The following is a 15,557-nucleotide window of genomic DNA, read 5'->3' on the forward strand; positions in this document are numbered from 1 at the left end:
ATGATATGGATCTTGGTATGATTGTCATGATGTCAATATGTCAAGATGCTACATGTCAAGATGCGGAATCATGACATTCTGACATTCCGCCCCTCCGACCTATTCCACGCCGGCATCGGACTTCAGGTTCACCACCTGTTCGGCGCGGATGATCCGCCACTGCTGACGCCCGCGGGGGCGGGCGAACCAGCGTTCCCAGGGCAATCCCCAGTTGTAGGCGACGGAGTCGTGGGCATCATCGAGCAGGTAGAAGGTAATGGTCGATGATGTCAGATCTTCGTGGGGAATCTGGTCGAGGGGAAGACCACAATTGGCGGCATGTTGGCTCAACTGTACGTTGACGCGGGCCGTGAAGGCATCGGTGCCATCCTCCATCTGCTGTGGTTCACAACAGGAGGTCCAATAGGTGGCAGGTGAGACTCGGTAGTCGTGCAGCGTGTCAGCCAGTTCAATGGTGAAGTCGATGGCTGCATCCGGTGTCGCGGCAGCCATCGAATCGGCCTCAACCGGCGCTGCGACCGGAGCGAGCGCCATCACGCCGGTTGCTTGGGTATGTCCGGGATCAGAAAGCCGCCAGAGCTTCAACGCCGCCAACTCGTTCCCCTGTTGAACCTGCGCCAGGTACTCGGTGACACTGTTTTCGGCCGTCGGGCCAGTGCCAGGCCAAAACTCGACAACCAGAATGAATGCCAGAAAAGAAACAGTTGATGTAAGGAGAACGACAAGAGGTAGACGTTGGCGCATTTCGTTAACTCAACTTCCAGGAAGCTCCCAGCTTCCTGGAGATTTTCAACAGTTACAAACAGGCAATCGACTCGCCGGCGCCCGGCCTGTGAGATTGCAATGCCCGCACTTCCTCGCCGAGATCGCGGGCCAGGTAGGTATTGATGAAGGCAAAGACATCCCGAAGATGTTGGAAGGCCCGACCATTTCGCCGGTCCAGCAGCCATTTGGCCTTCACGCGCCTGGTTTGCCGGTTGATGGGTCGCTCGATCCGCACCCGGGGCTGGCAAAACAGGTCGATAATCGTGAAACAGACGAATGGGTCCATTTCAACCGTATGATCCCAGAAGAGCAGGAAGGCCCTCGGGGCGTGAACCAGGAGCTTGCGGGCCGACACCTCATCCTGCACCAGCAACAATTCCTCCGGGAAATCGACCTCTTGCACCCAGCCCTGGCGGTAGTGCTGGCGTTTTTCCTTGGCCTCAAGCGCAACCTTGACCGGCTTGTTCCTTAGCGGCAACCTGAAGAGGAAATCGGGCCGGTTATGAGACTCGGTTTGATCCTTGAAGGGCCATCCCAGGGTGTCCAGCTGGTCCTTGATCAATTCCTCGAAGGAGCGATCAGCCAGGTCCCTGGTCCAGTAGTCGGCTCGACGTTCGTATGTTTCTGACATGAACAGTCCTTTTGCATTTCACCACCGATCACCCTGCCTGGAGTTCACCACACGCGACAGATCAGACCCTTGAGATACTCTCCTTCGGGGAAACTGAGCAGAACCGGATGATCCGAGCCCTGGCTCAGTCGTTCCACGATCTGCGCATCCCGGTTGGCATCAACAGAGGCGCCGAAGATGATCTTCTGGAATAGATCGGCCGAGACCAACCCGGAGCAGGAAAAGGTCACCAGGACGCCGCCGGGCCGCAGGAGTTGCATGGCAAGCAGATTAACATCCTTGTAAGCGCGGGCGGCCCGATCGACCTGTCGCCGGTTGTGCGCGAACTTGGGTGGATCCAGAATGATCGCATCGAACTGTTCCCTGCTTGCCCGCCAATCTCGCAGAACGTCAAACACGTTGCCGAGGATTCCTTCGGCCTGTGCGTCGGGATCAAAACCGTTGAGCGCCAGGTTGCGTTCGCCAAGCTCCAGGGCCTCCAGTGAGGAATCGACGTTGATCACATGGCGGGCACCGCCTCCCAGTCCGTAGACTGCGAAACCGCCGGAGTAGGCGAAGGCATTCACCATGCGCGCGCCGGCGCAGTAGGGGGCAATGCGGCGTCGATTCTCTCGCTGGTCAAGATAGAAGCCAGTTTTCTGGCCGCCAAGGATATCCACGTGAAACCGATAACCGTTCTCCTGAATCGTCAGTGCCGCCCGATTGGGGTCCTCGTCTGGTGCCATGTCGCCGGAGACGATCCCTGCGAACATGGGCAGCCCTTCCTTTTTGCGGACATCCACGTCGGAACGCTCGACGATGGCCTGTGGTTGACACAGTTCCTCGAGAAGCCTGATGATGGTAGGTTTTATCCGCTCCATGCCCAGGGTCAGTATCTGGATAACCAGCCAATCATCGTATCGATCGACGATCAGCCCGGGCAGGCCATCACTCTCGGCATGGACGAGACGGTAGGCATTGGTCGTTGGGTCTGCCGCCAGGGCCGCTCTCTGTTCAATTGCCCGCTCCAGGCGATAGCGCCAGAAGGCCTCGTCGACCACCTCATCGCGCTGCCAGGTGAGAAGCCGAAGCTGAATCTGGGAACGGCGGTTGACATAGCCACGCGCCAGCCAATTGCCACCATTGTCGACGACATCGGCCACCTGGCCATCTTCTGCGGTGGGGTCGATGCGATCGATGGCACCCGAAAAAACCCACGGATGGCGATTTTGCACCGGTTTCAGGCGTTTGGGTTTGAGCGTTACAGTTGTCATGACTGTTAGCGACACTCGCTTTTGGCGATCAGGCGCACATGCAGCACTCGATCCGTGTTATTGGATACCTTCGCCCTTTCGTCGACGCGAAGTCCGCAGACCCAGAGAATGGTGTCCTCGCAGTCAACCAGCAGGGGCCAGCGGTCCCGTGCTGGGGCAGGCACCTTTTCATTGGCGAAATATTCGCCCAGAAGCTTGCTGTGCCCTGCCATGCCCAAGGGCTGGAAGCGATCGCCGTCCTGTCTGGCGCGAAGGCGAAGTGGAGCACCTCCGTCCTCAATAGCCAGCCAGGCCTGCCAGGGATCGCTGTTCTCCCGCCAACCGAACGGCAGATCGGCCTGTGAAATCCAATCGGTTATTATGCACCACTCTGAAGCGCCGATTCGGATCGTTTGAGGCACTCTCAGCGGGAGAGATTGCCGATCCAAAAGAGGGAAACTGTCTATTGGCAGTTCGACAGGTGCCGTGCCCACAGCAAACTGGTGGTAGCCAAGCACCGCTTGTAGATCTGCTGGAAAGGTGATCCGGTCGCCCGTGTGGCCATCCTGGAGGATCCGGCGGGCGTTCTCGATGTGAACGAAGTTGATGTTGCGCAGGTTTTTTCGCAACCGGCCGACTATCTCTCGCAGCACGCTGCGCTGGAGGCTCATAGGCAGGGCGCGCCAGCCAGCGAGATCAACAACAATCCTGCCAGCTGTTTGGTGGACTGTCAGCTTGTCAAAGGCATCGTCCACCAATGTTCGCAGCAGGGCATAATCGTCACCCAGGACTTGGGCTGAGTTGCGCAGTATCCGGCGAATCTGGGGGTTATACTGTTCCAGGATCGGCAGGAGTTCATGGCGTAGCCGGTTGCGAAACAGGGTCGTGTCCTGGTTGGAGCGGTCGAAACGGGGCACCAGATCGTGATCGGCACAGTAACGCAGAACAGCATCGCGCGGGATCTCAAGCAGGGGCCTGACAACCCGAACGGTTCCCGGAATGGCAGGGAACGATGATCCCGAAGTTGCCGTTGCAGGCTGATCGGCGCCGCTTGCGGTGAGCCGGTAGTCCGATAGAAAGGTTTCGGGCATCATACCTCGCAGCCCTGCCAGGCCGCTGCCTCGAAGCAAATGCATCAGTACAGTCTCTGTTTGATCGTCGGCATTGTGGCCTACGGCAACCGCGTCAGTGCCGAGATCGCCGGCAAGACCAGACAGAAAGGTGTAACGGGCATGGCGAGCAGCTTCCTCCACCGACACCCCTGGCTGCCTGGCCTGGGCCGGCACATCGGCCAATGAAACGGTGCAGGGCAGGCCCCAGGAATCCGCCATCTTATTGACAAAGGCCGCGTCGGCATCAGCCTGTGCACCCCGCAGGCCATGGTGCAGATGTCCCACATGCAGGTTGAGTGCCCAGCTCTGTTCCAGTTGTTTCAGCACATGTAGCAGGCAAAGGGAATCGGGTCCACCGGAAACACCGACGACGACGGTGTCGCCAGGTGAGATCAGGTTGTAGCGCCAGATTGTATTCTCAACGGCCTTGAAGACATCCACGCCGCGATTATACCATAGAGGAAGAGGGTCGGGCGAAGAACAGGACTGTACTTTTGAGGAATTTTGAACCAGTTGTATAATATCACTGATGACTGCCGATATGCCACTCTCCCGAAAAGAAAGCACAATGCAGCCCGGAAACCTTCTGGCAAGCCTGCGAGCGCGCCGAACCTACCTGATTATCTATCAAGGCTACCTGCGCTGGCGCCCCAAGAGCGATTTTGCCGAACTGCTCGAGGTCTTGATTCAAGAAACGCAGGATGCCATCGCATCCATCAGTGGTACCATGCGGCGTCTGGAGGTAGATCCGAAACTGGCTGGCATCAATGAGACATTGCTGGCCCAAGGGGCTCGTCGAAAGGGCACTGCCAGCAAGCTGAACTTTTTGCTGGTCGGCGCCAATAATACGCTGGAGTGGTACCAAACCCTGGAGGCATCTGAAGAGGTCGAGGAAGTCCAGGTGTTGTGGCAGGCGTTGTCTCTGATGGAGCGCCGCCACCGGCAGATGATCGAGGAATTAATGGACAAGATTCAGATAGCGACCAGCCGCGTTTCCTGATGCCGGCGGGGTGCCCGTTCTGAACTGGTGACAAGGAGAGAGGGATGGCGATCAACAAGGTGGGGGTTTGCGGCTGTGGCCAGATGGGTTCGGGTATCGCCGAAGTCTGTGCCCGTGCGGGTTACCAGGTGGTCGTCTATGAAATCGACCAGTCGCTGCTCGATGGTGGACTGGCGAGGATCGAGAAGTCTCTCGCCAGGGCCGTAGCAAAGGCCAAGATTTCTGAACAGGAAAAAGAGGCGGCTCTGGCCCGCATCTCAGGCTGTACGGCAACGGAGAATCTGCGCGACAACGACTTGGTGATCGAAGCGGTCTTCGAGGATATTCAGACCAAACAACATATCTTTTCGATGTTGGACGAGATCGTCCAGCCCGACGCGATTCTGGCAACCAACACATCGTCGATTTCGGTCTCTTCGATTGCCACGGCAACCGATCGGGGTGACAGAGTCATCGGGTTGCACTTTTTTAATCCGGTGCCAGTCATGCCACTGGTCGAAGTGGTGCCCACGGTATTGACCTCCGAGGAGACGGTGGGGCGAGCCAGGGCCTTCGCCGAGTCGTTGGGCAAGACCACCGTTCTGGCCAGCGACACCCCCGGTTTTATCGTCAATCGTCTATTGTTGGCCTTTTTGATCGATGCGATCCGGGCCTACGAACAGGGGCTTGGCAGCAAGGAAGATATCGACAATGCGCTCAGGTTGGGGGCCGGCCACCCCATGGGACCTCTGACGTTGTGTGATTTCATCGGACTCGACGTTGTCGCCCACGTGGCCGACACCTTTTTCGATGCCTACGGCGAAGCTCGTTTCAAGGCGCCACCTCTGCTAACCCAGATGATTGCTGTGGGACACCTGGGCCGCAAGGCTGGCCGCGGATTCTATGACTATGGATAGTTCCCACTCTTGCCAGGCGGTGTCATGACAGGTTTGGACCAGACAACCGTAGACGCTGCATTGATTTCGGTTACTGATCCAGCCCTGGGCGAGAACATCGTCGATCTGGGCTATGTGCGCTCTGTGCGTACCGATGGGTCTGGCGCTATCCAGATCGATCTGCGGTTGCCCTCCGAGGACTATCCTCCTGCAGCAGCCATCCTGCAGGAGGTCCGCGCACAAGTGGCCGTGGCAACCGGTGCAAAAAACATGGAGATCAAACTCGTCAGGGATGGTCTCTGGACGCCCTACGATATGTCTGATCGTATCAAGGTTGTGCTGGGATTGCCATCGGTGGAGCCCCCACCACCTGCCATGCCACGATCTGGCTCGGGCATTGATCGCCTGATCAAAGGCCTGATGCGCCGCATTAGCATTAGATGAAGGAGCCACCCTTGCCTCGTACCCGAACTCTCGTGTTGCTCTCAGTGCCCTGGATAATCAGTGCCATTGTCGGCTGGTTCATCCTGACGGACCAGTGGTTTGCCGGGCCGGACCAGGTCCTGTTGCGTTATCTGTTCCTGGCTGTAATTGTGGTGCATACCATTGCCCTGATTATCGGATGGGCGTTATATATCTGGCGGCGACTGCAGCCAACTCCGGAAAGCCCTGCACTGCCCGAAGAACAGGACCTGCTGCCCGTTCTCCAGGAGATGTCTCCCTCGGAGTTTGAGGTGTGGGTGAAGGAACTGTTCGAGGAGCGGGGATACTGGGTTGAAAATACGCCGGATTCGTCCGATCACGGTATCGACCTGCGGATTGTGGCCCCAGACGGCACGCAGGCCCTGGTACAATGCAAGCGCTATTCGGGAACGGTGGGCGAGCCCGCGGTTCGAGACCTCTACGGCGCGATGCAGCACGAGGATGTGAATCAGGGATATCTGGTCACCACCGGTCGCTTCAGCCAGGCAGCGGAACAATGGGCCGTGGGAAAACCGATTGAATTGATCGATGGTCAGCAGCTGGTGCAGCTGGCATCAGGCGAAGGGACCTTGTGAGTCTTGCTCCTGCGCGAAGTCGGCCCCGAATTGTGGGCCACCGGGGAGCGAAGGGGTTGGCGCCGGAAAACACCCTCGCGGCGTTTCGCGTCGCCATCGAAGTGGGTGCCGACGGGGTGGAGCTGGATGTGCAGCGTTCGTCGGATGGTCATCTGCTCGTTTTCCACGATGACGATTTGCAGCGAATCACAGGGGTTCCCGGCAAGCTGGTCGAATGGCCTCTGGCCCGCTTGAAGGAACTGGACGCCGGCAGCCACTTCGGTCCGCAATTCGCGGGCGAGCCAATTCCTACCCTGGACGAAGTGATTGCCTCCTTGCCGCGGGATTGCTGGATCAACATCGAAGCGAAACGGTCCACCTGGGCATCGGACGGTCTGGAGAACGCCATTGTGGACGTGGTGCGAAACTGGAACCTGTATGAGCGCACGGTCATCTCTTCCTTCAACCCGGCAGCACTTTGGCGAATCGCCCGCATGGATCACCAGATTCCACTGGGCCTGCTTTATGCGCCCCACATGCCGCTGTGGTTGGGCACTGCCTGGCCCCGGCACTTTCTGCGCCTCCAGGACTTGCATCCCCATTTCTCCCAGGTGACGCCGGACCTGGTGCAGCAGGCTCGACAGGCGGGGCAGGCGGTCAACACCTGGACTGTCAACGAACCCGCGGAAATGCAGGCGATGGTCGATCTGGGCGTTGATGGTATCATTACCGATCAGCCGGCCGGCGTTTTGATGTCAATATTTCAAGATGTCAAAAAGTCAAAATGCGAATCGTGACATGATGACATAATGACATGTTGACATTCTGCCTCGGCAACCCTGCGCCCTTCCGCAAGGAGCGATTGACTTTCCAGGGGTCCCGGGATAAAATAGCCAGCGCCTGATAGCTGTTTTCGCGCATGGACAGGGCCAGGTTTTGCGCCCGCGTTGCCATGCCTCATTTTTCATCCGGAGTCTGTTGTGTCCGCAGCAAAAAAGAAGAACACTCTCGAATACGATTGGGATCCCCGCAAGTCGGTGGTCATTCGCAATGTCGGCGACAAGAATATCCTGCTTGACCTGCCCACCGGTCAATTTCGCCTGGATATCGGTCGCAGCTTTCGCATGACGCCCGAAGTCGCTGATTTGCCGCAGGTCAAGGAACTGATCGCTGCCGGCGCGATCGAGCTTGACGAATAGGACATCGGTCCAATCATGACAGAGAAACTTATCCTGATCGACGGGCATTCCCTGGCTTTCCGGGCCTATCACGCCCTGCCACCCGGGATGTCAACCCGCGACGGCGAACCCACCAACGCCACCTTCGGCTTCTTTTCCATGTTGCTCAACGTGCTGCGTGACGAGGCTCCGGAGTACGTGGCCGTTGCTTTTGACGTGGGTGAGACCTTCCGCCATCGCCAATATCCCGATTACAAGGGGCACCGGGAGCGCATGCCCGACGATCTGCGTCTTCAGATCGAAAGAATCCAGGAGATTGTGGAGGCGCTCAATATTCCGATTTTCACCCGGAAAGGCTACGAGGCCGACGATGTCCTCGGCACTCTGGCCAAGCAAGCCGACGATGTGCCAGTCAATACGATGATTGTCACCGGTGACCGGGATATCGTACAGTGCGTTACCGACTGGACCCATGTGCTCACCAGCGGGCGTCGCTTCAGCGATACGATTATTTACGATCCCGATAAGGTTCAGGAACGCTATGGCCTGGGGCCAGGACAGATCATCGATTTCAAGGCGTTGGTAGGTGACAAGTCGGACAACGTGCCGGGGGTTCGTGGAGTCGGCGAAAAAGGGGCAACCAACCTGCTCCAGCAGTATGACACGCTGGAGAATATCTACGACAACCTGGACGAGATCACGGCCAAGCGCACCCGAAGCGCCCTGGAAGCGGGGCGGGAGGACGCTTTCCTCAGCAAAGAACTGGTCACGATCGTTACCGATGTTCCCGGCGTGACCCTTGATCTCGACGCCTGCCGCACCCGCGACTACGATCAAGTGAAAGTTGTATCTCTCTTCCGCGACCTGGAGTTCCGCAGTTTGGTTGATCGTCTCCCCGCGAGCAGCCGCTCCAAGGAGGCCCAGAGCCCGCCCCCCACCGTGACACCCACCGGTCAATTGGCCCTCTTCTCCGAGATGGCGGAATCTGCTGCGACTGTCGCTGCCTCGCCCGGTGATGCCGAAGCAGTTGCCCTGCCCTATGGCATGGTTGTCAGCGATGAAGGGCTGGAGCGACTGGTTGCGATGCTGCAGGATGCCCAGTTGATTGCCTTCGATACGGAGACAACGGGCACCGACGCACAGACCGCCGAATTGGTGGGCATTTCGTTTGCCTGGGCCGAGGGAGAATCGGTCTACGTCCCGGTCGGTCATAAGGATTCCGGCGCCGGCGAGTCCGGCGAAACAGCGCAGCAACTGGCGCTGGACAGGGTCATTTCCGCCTTGAAACCGGTGTTGGAAGATCCCCGCATCGAGAAGGCCGCCCACAACGCCGAGTACGATCTGACGATGTTGGGTCGATATGGAATCCAGGTATCGGGGCCCCTGTTTGATACCATGATCGCCGAGTGGTTGATCAACCCCGGCAGCATGAATCTGGGTCTCAAGAATCTAACCTGGCAGCGGCTGGGGGTGGAGATGACTGCCATCAGCGCGTTGTTGGGCAGCGGTCGCAATCAGATTACGATGGACCTGGTACCGATGGCTGCTGCGGCCGGCTATGCCGCGGCCGACACCGATATGACCTGGCAACTTGTGTCTATCCTGCGGGAGGAACTTGAAGCCCTGGCGCTGACCGATCTGTTCCGCAACCTTGAGATGCCCCTGGTGCCGGTTCTGGTCGATATGCAGGCGGCCGGAATCGGACTGGATGCCGATTATCTGCACGAGATGTCCAATCGCCTCAGGAAACGGCTGGTGGAGATCGAGGAACAGATCCATCAGTTGGTGGGATATCGCTTCAATATCAATTCCACGCAGCAGCTTTCGGATGTGTTGTTCGGAACGTTGGGGTTGCCAACCCGGGGTCTCAAAAGAACCAAGTCTGGACACTATTCGACCGCCGCCGGTGTGCTGGAGGGTTTTCGGGGGCAGCATCCGGTCATCGATCTTATTCTGGAGCAGCGCCAGTTGACCAAACTGTTGAACACCTATGTCGACGCGTTGCCCCAGATGGTCAACCCGCAGACAGGTCGGGTGCATACCAGCTTCAATCAAACGGGCGCCGAGACGGGCCGGATCAGCAGCAGCAATCCCAATCTGCAGAACATTCCCATTCGCACCGAGCTGGGACGCCAGATTCGTCGGGCCTTTGTGGCCGAGCCGGGAACCGTTTTGCTGGCGGCTGACTATTCCCAGGTGGAACTGCGAATCCTGGCCCACATCTCAGAAGACAGGAACATGCTGGCGGCATTCAGAGCTGGCGAGGACATCCATCGCAGTACCGCGGCCAGAATCTACGATGTGCCGCTCGATCAGGTGACATCGGAGCAGCGCAGCATCGCCAAAATGGTCAATTTCGCCACCAGTTATGGCGTAAGCGCCTTTGGCCTCTCCCGCCGCACCGATCTGAGCCGCGCAGAAGCGCAGGCTTTCCTGGACACTTATTTCGCGACCTATCCCGGCATCCGTGGCTATGTGGACGAGACCATCGCTGCCGCTCGAGAACATGGCTATGTGGAAACGCTGTTGGGCCGGCGCCGCTATTTTCCGGCGCTGAAGGGTGGCCGGCGGGGTAACGAGCAGCAGCGGGCGGAGCGCGCAGCCATCAACCATCCCATTCAAGGCACGGCAGCCGACATCATCAAGATCGCCATGATCCGTCTGCACGGGGAGCTGCAGGAACGGGGCCTGAGAAGCCGGATGTTGTTGCAGGTCCACGATGAATTGGTGCTCGAGGTGCCGGAGGAGGAACTGGCGGAGGTTGTGCCTTTGGTGCGAGAGACAATGGAAGAAGCCTACCGATTGGATGTACCCTTGCAGGTCGATGCCAAGGTTGGGCCCAACTGGTACGAGATGGAGACGATGCCCACGTGATAAAAGATGAACTGATCGTTCTTTTCGGGAAAGCCATCAAAAAGGCGCAGAAAAAGGGGGATCTTCCCAAATTCGACATCCCCGAGATCGAGGTTGAACATCCAAAAAACCCGGCGCATGGCGATTATTCCTGTAATATCGCCATGAAGTCTGCTCGCCTGGCCAGGATGGCGCCGGTCAAGATCGCGGAGCAGATCATCAAACGCTTTCCCGAGGCGGACTTTGTTGGCAAGCTGGACATCGCTCACCCGGGCTTCGTCAACGTTACCCTGGACGAGGAGTGGCTGGCCCAGCAGGTCGCAGGGATAGAATCGGAGCCCGAAACATTCGGGAATTCAGATGCCGGCCAGGGACGCAAGGCGCAGGTGGAGTTCGTCAGCGCGAACCCGACCGGCCCCCTTACGATCGGACACGCCTGGGGTGCCGTGCTGGGCGATTCCATTGGTACTCTGTTGGAGGCCACCGGTTGGGATGTGACCCGGGAATACTATTTCAACAATGGCGGGCGACAAATGCGTCTGCTCGGCGAGAGTCTGCGAGTTCGATACATGGAACTGTTGGGCCAGCTCGAAGCGATTCCTGAGGATGGTTATCAGGGGGACTATCTTCGCTGGATTGCAGCAGGTCTGTATGCTGAACATGGCAAATCGCTTGCCGACGAAAGTGCGGATTTCTTCCGCAAGAAGGCGGAGGAGGCGATCTTCGCCAACATCCGATCCACGCTCGAGCGCCTGGATGTTCATTTCGATGTCTATTACAACGAACTCGATCTGTATGAAACGGGCAAGATCAATGGGGCGGTACAGAAGCTGACCAACAGCGGATATGCCTACGAAAAAGATGGGGCGGTCTGGCTGCGCACCTCCGATCTGGGTCTCAAAAAAGACCGGGTGATCATCAAGTCCAGCGGCGAACCGACCTATCGAATGCCCGATATTGCCTACCACGTGGACAAGCTGGAGCGAGGCTTCGAATACGTCGTCGATATATTCGGGGCGGATCATCATGCCACCTGGCCCGATGTCCTGGCGGGCGTTCGAGCGCTGGGCTACGATACCGAACAGATCAAGGTTATCCTGCACCAGTTCATTACCCTGATTCGGGAGGGACAGGAGGTCAAAATGTCCACCCGGAAGGGGGAATTCGTAACGATCGACGAACTGCTGGACGAAGTGACTACCGAATTGATCCCCGGCAAGGATGTGGTGCGCTTTACGCTGCTGACCCGGTCGCCAGACAGTCCCATGACCTTTGACCTGGACCTGGCCGTTCAGGAGAGCAGTGAAAACCCGGTTTTCTACGTCCAGTATGCGCATGCCCGCATCAACTCGATTTTGCGCAAGGCTGCGCAAGAGGGCCTTAGCCCCGATCTTTATGCCGACGGTGATCTGAGCCTGCTCAGACATCCGTCGGAGTTGGCCTTGATTCGTAAGATGCTCGAACTGCCTGAGGAGGTCGTGACTGCCGCGGAGCAGTTGGCTCCCCATCACCTGAGTCATTATGCCAGGTCGCTGGCGACGCAGTTCCATACCTTTTACCGGGATTGCCGGGTGATCTCAACCGATCCATCCGACCTGGAGGTCAGTAAGGCGAGGCTTCGGCTCAGTGAGGCTGCACGAATCACCCTGGCGCGGGTTCTGAATCTGATGGGAGTGACGGCACCGGAACGGATGTAGGATAATGGCAAACGGTCAATCCACTCCGCTTCGCTGCGGGACCTTGTGGTCAATAGTTAATTGTCAATGGCAGAGGTTGCAGTGAGAGACAGGGTTTTAATCGCCGATAAACTGGCTCCCGAGGGTATTGCCCATCTCGAACCACATGTCGAGGTGGTATTCGATCCATCTATCTCAGCCGAGACATTGACGGCAGCTATTCCCGGCTTCGACGGTTTGATCGTGCGCAGCCGGACGCGGGTATCGAGCGAAGTGATTCAGGCTGGTGGGCGATTGCAGGTCATCGGGCGGGCAGGCGTCGGCGTGGACAATATAGACGTGGCCGCGGCAACTCAGGCGGGCGTCACCGTGGTCAATGCGCCGACTGGCAACGCCGTTGCCGCGGCAGAGCATGCTGTCACCGTTTTGCTTGCGTTGGCTCGCAACGTGCCCCAGGCCGACCAATCGGTGCGTTCCGGTCAATGGCAACGCACTCGTTTCATGGGTGTCGAGGTACATGACAAACGGTTAGGGTTGCTTGGCCTGGGGAGAATCGCATCCCTGGTGGCCACGCGGGCCCAGGCCTTTGGCATGGAAGTAGTCGCATTCGATCCATACGTGGGAGAGGAGTACGCGGCGCGTCTCGGCGTAGAGCTGCTTCCCTTCGAAGAGCTTGTGGCGAGCGCAGACTTCATCTCGATCCATATCCCGCTGACCGAGCAGACGAAGAATCTACTGGGAGCAACGGAATTCGGGCGCTGCAAACCGACGGTGCGAATCGTCAACTGCGCTCGAGGGGGTATTGTTGACGAGGCTGCCTTGCTGGAGGCCCTCGATGCGGACAGGGTGGCCGGCGCAGCCCTGGATGTGTTTTCCATGGAACCCCCGGTGGATAATCCCCTTCTGGACCATGCCAAAGTGGTGCTTACGCCGCACATTGCCGGATCGACTCACGAGGCCCAGCAACAGGTTGCCGTGGATGTCGCCGATCAAGTTCTGGCCGTGTTGCAGGGCAAGCCCGCCATGCACGCCATCAATATGCCGATCATTCCTCCCAAGGATCTGGAAATCCTGATACCCTTCGTTGACCTGGTGGAGCGCATGGGGCACTTGCTCACCCAGTTCGAACCGGGTGTACTGGGCTCCATGGAACTGACCGTGCACGGACCGATCGCCAATTTCGACAGCAGCTACCTGCAGGCAGCCGCTCTCAAGGGGCTGCTCGACAATGTGGTGACGGAGCGCATCAACCTGGTCAATGCCAGACATATTGCGCGCCAGCGCGGTTTGATCCTGTCGGAACGACGGCAACGGCATCATGAGGAACGGTACGAAAACATGTTGACCCTGGCGGTAACCAACGGGGATCGTTCCAGCATGGTGCGGGGTTCGGTTCTTCAAGGGGTACCCCACATCGTTGCCATCGACGACCTGTGGGTCGATTTTGAAGCCAGAGGCCATTTCCTGTTGACCTGGCATTACGACCGTCCAGGAATCATCGGCAGGATTGGAACTATCCTGGGCGAGAACGATATCAATATCGCCTTCATGCACGTGGGAAGGCGCTCGCCGCGAGGTGAAGCCATCATGGTGCTCGGGCTGGATGACCCTATTCCGGAGGCACTATTCCCGCAGATCCTGGCCATGCCTCACAACTATTGGGTGAAGGCCCTGGAGCTCTGACAGGAAATCCAGGCGAGACTCGTCTGTTTTTTCGCGACGGCATTCCGTCACGCATCGCATCGACTGAGTTTTTGGGATCAGAAAATAGTACCAGCGTACTAGTGCAAACAGCGCCGAAACATGGTATGCTGTTAAGGGTTTGCAAATAGAAGGGGGCCCTTGTGCGTACGCGGGTGGGATTTTGCCGCGCAGGGCCTGGTTAAGTGTTGGAAAAGCGGACGCACAAGTCCGCCCTTTGGAGGGAATCCGCGATGACTGCAGCTCAGGCTCAATCGCCAGAGAATGATGGGAAGGACAACATCTTCCAGAGACCTGGGGAGGTTGAACCTCAGGTTCTGGTAATCGAAGACAACCCCGACATGAGAGCGTTCCTTCGGCGCGTTCTCGAGCACCAGGGCTGTTCGGTCATGGAGGCAGCGGATGGGACCGGCGGGATTTCGATGGCCCGGGAGCACCAGCCGTCACTTATCCTCATGGACCTGTCTCTACCTGATCAGGACGGCCTGGAAGCGATAAAAAGGCTCAAGTCAGATCCGCTGACCAGAGACATTCCTGTTGTGGCGGTGACCGCGCGTGCCCATCCGGTGGATGAAATTCGAGCTCTTGATGCCGGCTGCGACGGTTATCTGAACAAACCCTACAGCCTTCGCGAATTCATTGAACTGGTGAACAGGTTCCTGAAGCGGGACCCGGTAGATTGAAGAGAAAAAAGGTTGCTGCTGAGGCGTCTCTGTGGTATACTGCCGCATCATGCGCAGTGCCAGTCGATCATCCTCCAATTGGCGACCTATCATAGTGCCTTTTCTGGTGCTGGCCGCGGTGAGTCTTGCCTGCGGGAGCTTTGCGCCGAGACCAACCCCCATACCTCAGAAACCCTCGTCTACACCCATTGTTGAAGTTGCTCAGACTCAGAATACGCCCATACCCACACCAACGCGAAAGTTGCCTACCTCGGTTCCGACGCGGGTGGTTCCAACGGCGACTTTCACACCAACCCCCGTACCCGGCACCGAGATAATTGTTGGGCAACCCGCGCGAGTTGCGGCGGCCCAGGGCCTGAACGTGCGCAAGGGTCCATCCGTTGAAGGTGAGCGCATGGGGCGCTATGCACCGGGCACCTTGCTCAGCATCCTGGAAGGCCCCGTCGATGTCGATGGCTATCGGTGGTGGCGGGTGGGCAACAACGAGTTGAGCGGTTGGGTAGCCGAGGGGGATGACACCCAGGTTTGGTTGAGTCCCAAGATTGGCAGCACGCAGCCGGTCGATCGCCCTGTTCAACTCGGTGATGAGGTCATTGTGACGGTGGAAAGCACCGGTTTCCTGAAGCTGAGGGTGAAACCCGGCCTGGACTCGTTGATCGATCACCGGGTTCAGCAGGATACCCAGCTTTCGGTGGTGGAAGGCCCTGTGGATGTCAACGGCTATCGTTGGTGGTTGGTGACCGACGGGGGCGGCGTTTCGGGGTGGGCCGCGGAGGCAAGCCGCAGCGAACGTTGGCTGACTCCGTTGGAATAG

General features: G+C 58.2%; 15 protein-coding genes. 11 read left to right on the top strand and 4 right to left on the bottom strand.

The annotated features are described in order from the left end of the window. Positions 1-99: 99 nt before the first annotated feature. Genes U9R25_18995 through tilS form a run of 4 tightly spaced genes read right to left on the bottom strand, consistent with a single transcriptional unit; the run spans position 100 to position 4,181 of the window. Complete coding sequence (locus U9R25_18995) at positions 100-744, bottom strand: hypothetical protein (protein MEA3337981.1); 645 nt, start codon at positions 742-744, stop codon at positions 100-102. A 52-nt stretch (positions 745-796) separates the two neighbouring features. Next, entirely contained in the window at positions 797-1,396 is a 600-nt protein-coding gene (locus U9R25_19000; protein ID MEA3337982.1) for a hypothetical protein, read from the bottom strand. Positions 1,397-1,440: 44 nt separating this feature from the next. Continuing rightward, a complete protein-coding gene (locus U9R25_19005; protein ID MEA3337983.1) occupies positions 1,441-2,649 on the bottom strand; it encodes a class I SAM-dependent rRNA methyltransferase in 1,209 nt (402 codons plus the stop codon). A 5-nt stretch (positions 2,650-2,654) separates the two neighbouring features. After that, positions 2,655-4,181 carry a tRNA lysidine(34) synthetase TilS gene (gene tilS / locus U9R25_19010; GenBank protein MEA3337984.1) on the bottom strand — a complete coding sequence of 509 codons (1,527 nt, stop codon included), beginning with the start codon at positions 4,179-4,181 and terminating at the stop codon, positions 2,655-2,657. Positions 4,182-4,308: 127 nt separating this feature from the next. On the opposite strand from tilS, the gene U9R25_19015 reads away from it, so the two are divergent. From U9R25_19015 to U9R25_19065, 11 genes are all read left to right on the top strand, one after another. Next, positions 4,309-4,740: a hypothetical protein gene (locus tag U9R25_19015; protein MEA3337985.1), complete on the top strand. Its 432-nt coding sequence runs from the start codon at positions 4,309-4,311 to the stop codon at positions 4,738-4,740. A 44-nt stretch (positions 4,741-4,784) separates the two neighbouring features. Further along, on the top strand, positions 4,785-5,636 hold the full coding sequence (locus U9R25_19020; GenBank protein ID MEA3337986.1) for a 3-hydroxybutyryl-CoA dehydrogenase: 852 nt from the start codon (positions 4,785-4,787) through the stop codon (positions 5,634-5,636). A gap of 24 nt (positions 5,637-5,660) precedes the next feature. After that, entirely contained in the window at positions 5,661-6,059 is a 399-nt protein-coding gene (locus U9R25_19025) for an iron-sulfur cluster assembly protein (protein MEA3337987.1), read from the top strand. Between the two features lie 11 nt (positions 6,060-6,070). Next, positions 6,071-6,673, top strand: coding sequence for a restriction endonuclease (locus U9R25_19030; protein ID MEA3337988.1), 603 nt, complete (start codon positions 6,071-6,073; stop codon positions 6,671-6,673). Next, a complete protein-coding gene (locus U9R25_19035) occupies positions 6,670-7,449 on the top strand; it encodes a glycerophosphodiester phosphodiesterase family protein (protein MEA3337989.1) in 780 nt (259 codons plus the stop codon). The genes U9R25_19030 and U9R25_19035 overlap by 4 nt, the downstream gene beginning before the upstream one ends. Positions 7,450-7,632: 183 nt before the next feature. Beyond that, entirely contained in the window at positions 7,633-7,851 is a 219-nt protein-coding gene (locus tag U9R25_19040) for a hypothetical protein (protein ID MEA3337990.1), read from the top strand. A gap of 15 nt (positions 7,852-7,866) precedes the next feature. Next, a complete protein-coding gene (polA, locus tag U9R25_19045) occupies positions 7,867-10,704 on the top strand; it encodes a DNA polymerase I (GenBank protein ID MEA3337991.1) in 2,838 nt (945 codons plus the stop codon). Further along, the gene (argS, locus tag U9R25_19050; protein MEA3337992.1) at positions 10,701-12,380 is read left to right on the top strand and encodes an arginine--tRNA ligase; all 1,680 of its coding nucleotides are present in this window, start codon (positions 10,701-10,703) and stop codon (positions 12,378-12,380) included. The genes polA and argS overlap by 4 nt, the downstream gene beginning before the upstream one ends. Positions 12,381-12,461: 81 nt before the next feature. Continuing rightward, a complete protein-coding gene (gene serA / locus U9R25_19055; protein MEA3337993.1) occupies positions 12,462-14,042 on the top strand; it encodes a phosphoglycerate dehydrogenase in 1,581 nt (526 codons plus the stop codon). Between the two features lie 251 nt (positions 14,043-14,293). Beyond that, positions 14,294-14,743 carry a response regulator gene (locus U9R25_19060; protein ID MEA3337994.1) on the top strand — a complete coding sequence of 150 codons (450 nt, stop codon included), beginning with the start codon at positions 14,294-14,296 and terminating at the stop codon, positions 14,741-14,743. Positions 14,744-14,984: 241 nt separating this feature from the next. Beyond that, positions 14,985-15,557, top strand: a complete 573-nt coding sequence (locus U9R25_19065; protein ID MEA3337995.1) for an SH3 domain-containing protein — start codon at positions 14,985-14,987, stop codon at positions 15,555-15,557.

It is taken from the genome of Chloroflexota bacterium, from assembly GCA_034717495.1.
Classification (GTDB): Bacteria; Chloroflexota; Anaerolineae; order JAAEKA01; family JAAEKA01; genus JAYELL01.

Coding starts and splice junctions, on each gene's coding strand:
- U9R25_19020 (MEA3337986.1), top strand. CDS start 4,785: ATGGCGATCAACAAGGTGGGGGTTTGCGGCTGTGGCCAGATGGGTTCG.
- U9R25_18995 (MEA3337981.1), bottom strand. CDS start 744: ATGCGCCAACGTCTACCTCTTGTCGTTCTCCTTACATCAACTGTTTCT.
- U9R25_19005 (MEA3337983.1), bottom strand. CDS start 2,649: ATGACAACTGTAACGCTCAAACCCAAACGCCTGAAACCGGTGCAAAAT.
- U9R25_19060 (MEA3337994.1), top strand. CDS start 14,294: ATGACTGCAGCTCAGGCTCAATCGCCAGAGAATGATGGGAAGGACAAC.
- U9R25_19015 (MEA3337985.1), top strand. CDS start 4,309: ATGCAGCCCGGAAACCTTCTGGCAAGCCTGCGAGCGCGCCGAACCTAC.
- U9R25_19000 (MEA3337982.1), bottom strand. CDS start 1,396: ATGTCAGAAACATACGAACGTCGAGCCGACTACTGGACCAGGGACCTG.
- polA (MEA3337991.1), top strand. CDS start 7,867: ATGACAGAGAAACTTATCCTGATCGACGGGCATTCCCTGGCTTTCCGG.
- U9R25_19025 (MEA3337987.1), top strand. CDS start 5,661: ATGACAGGTTTGGACCAGACAACCGTAGACGCTGCATTGATTTCGGTT.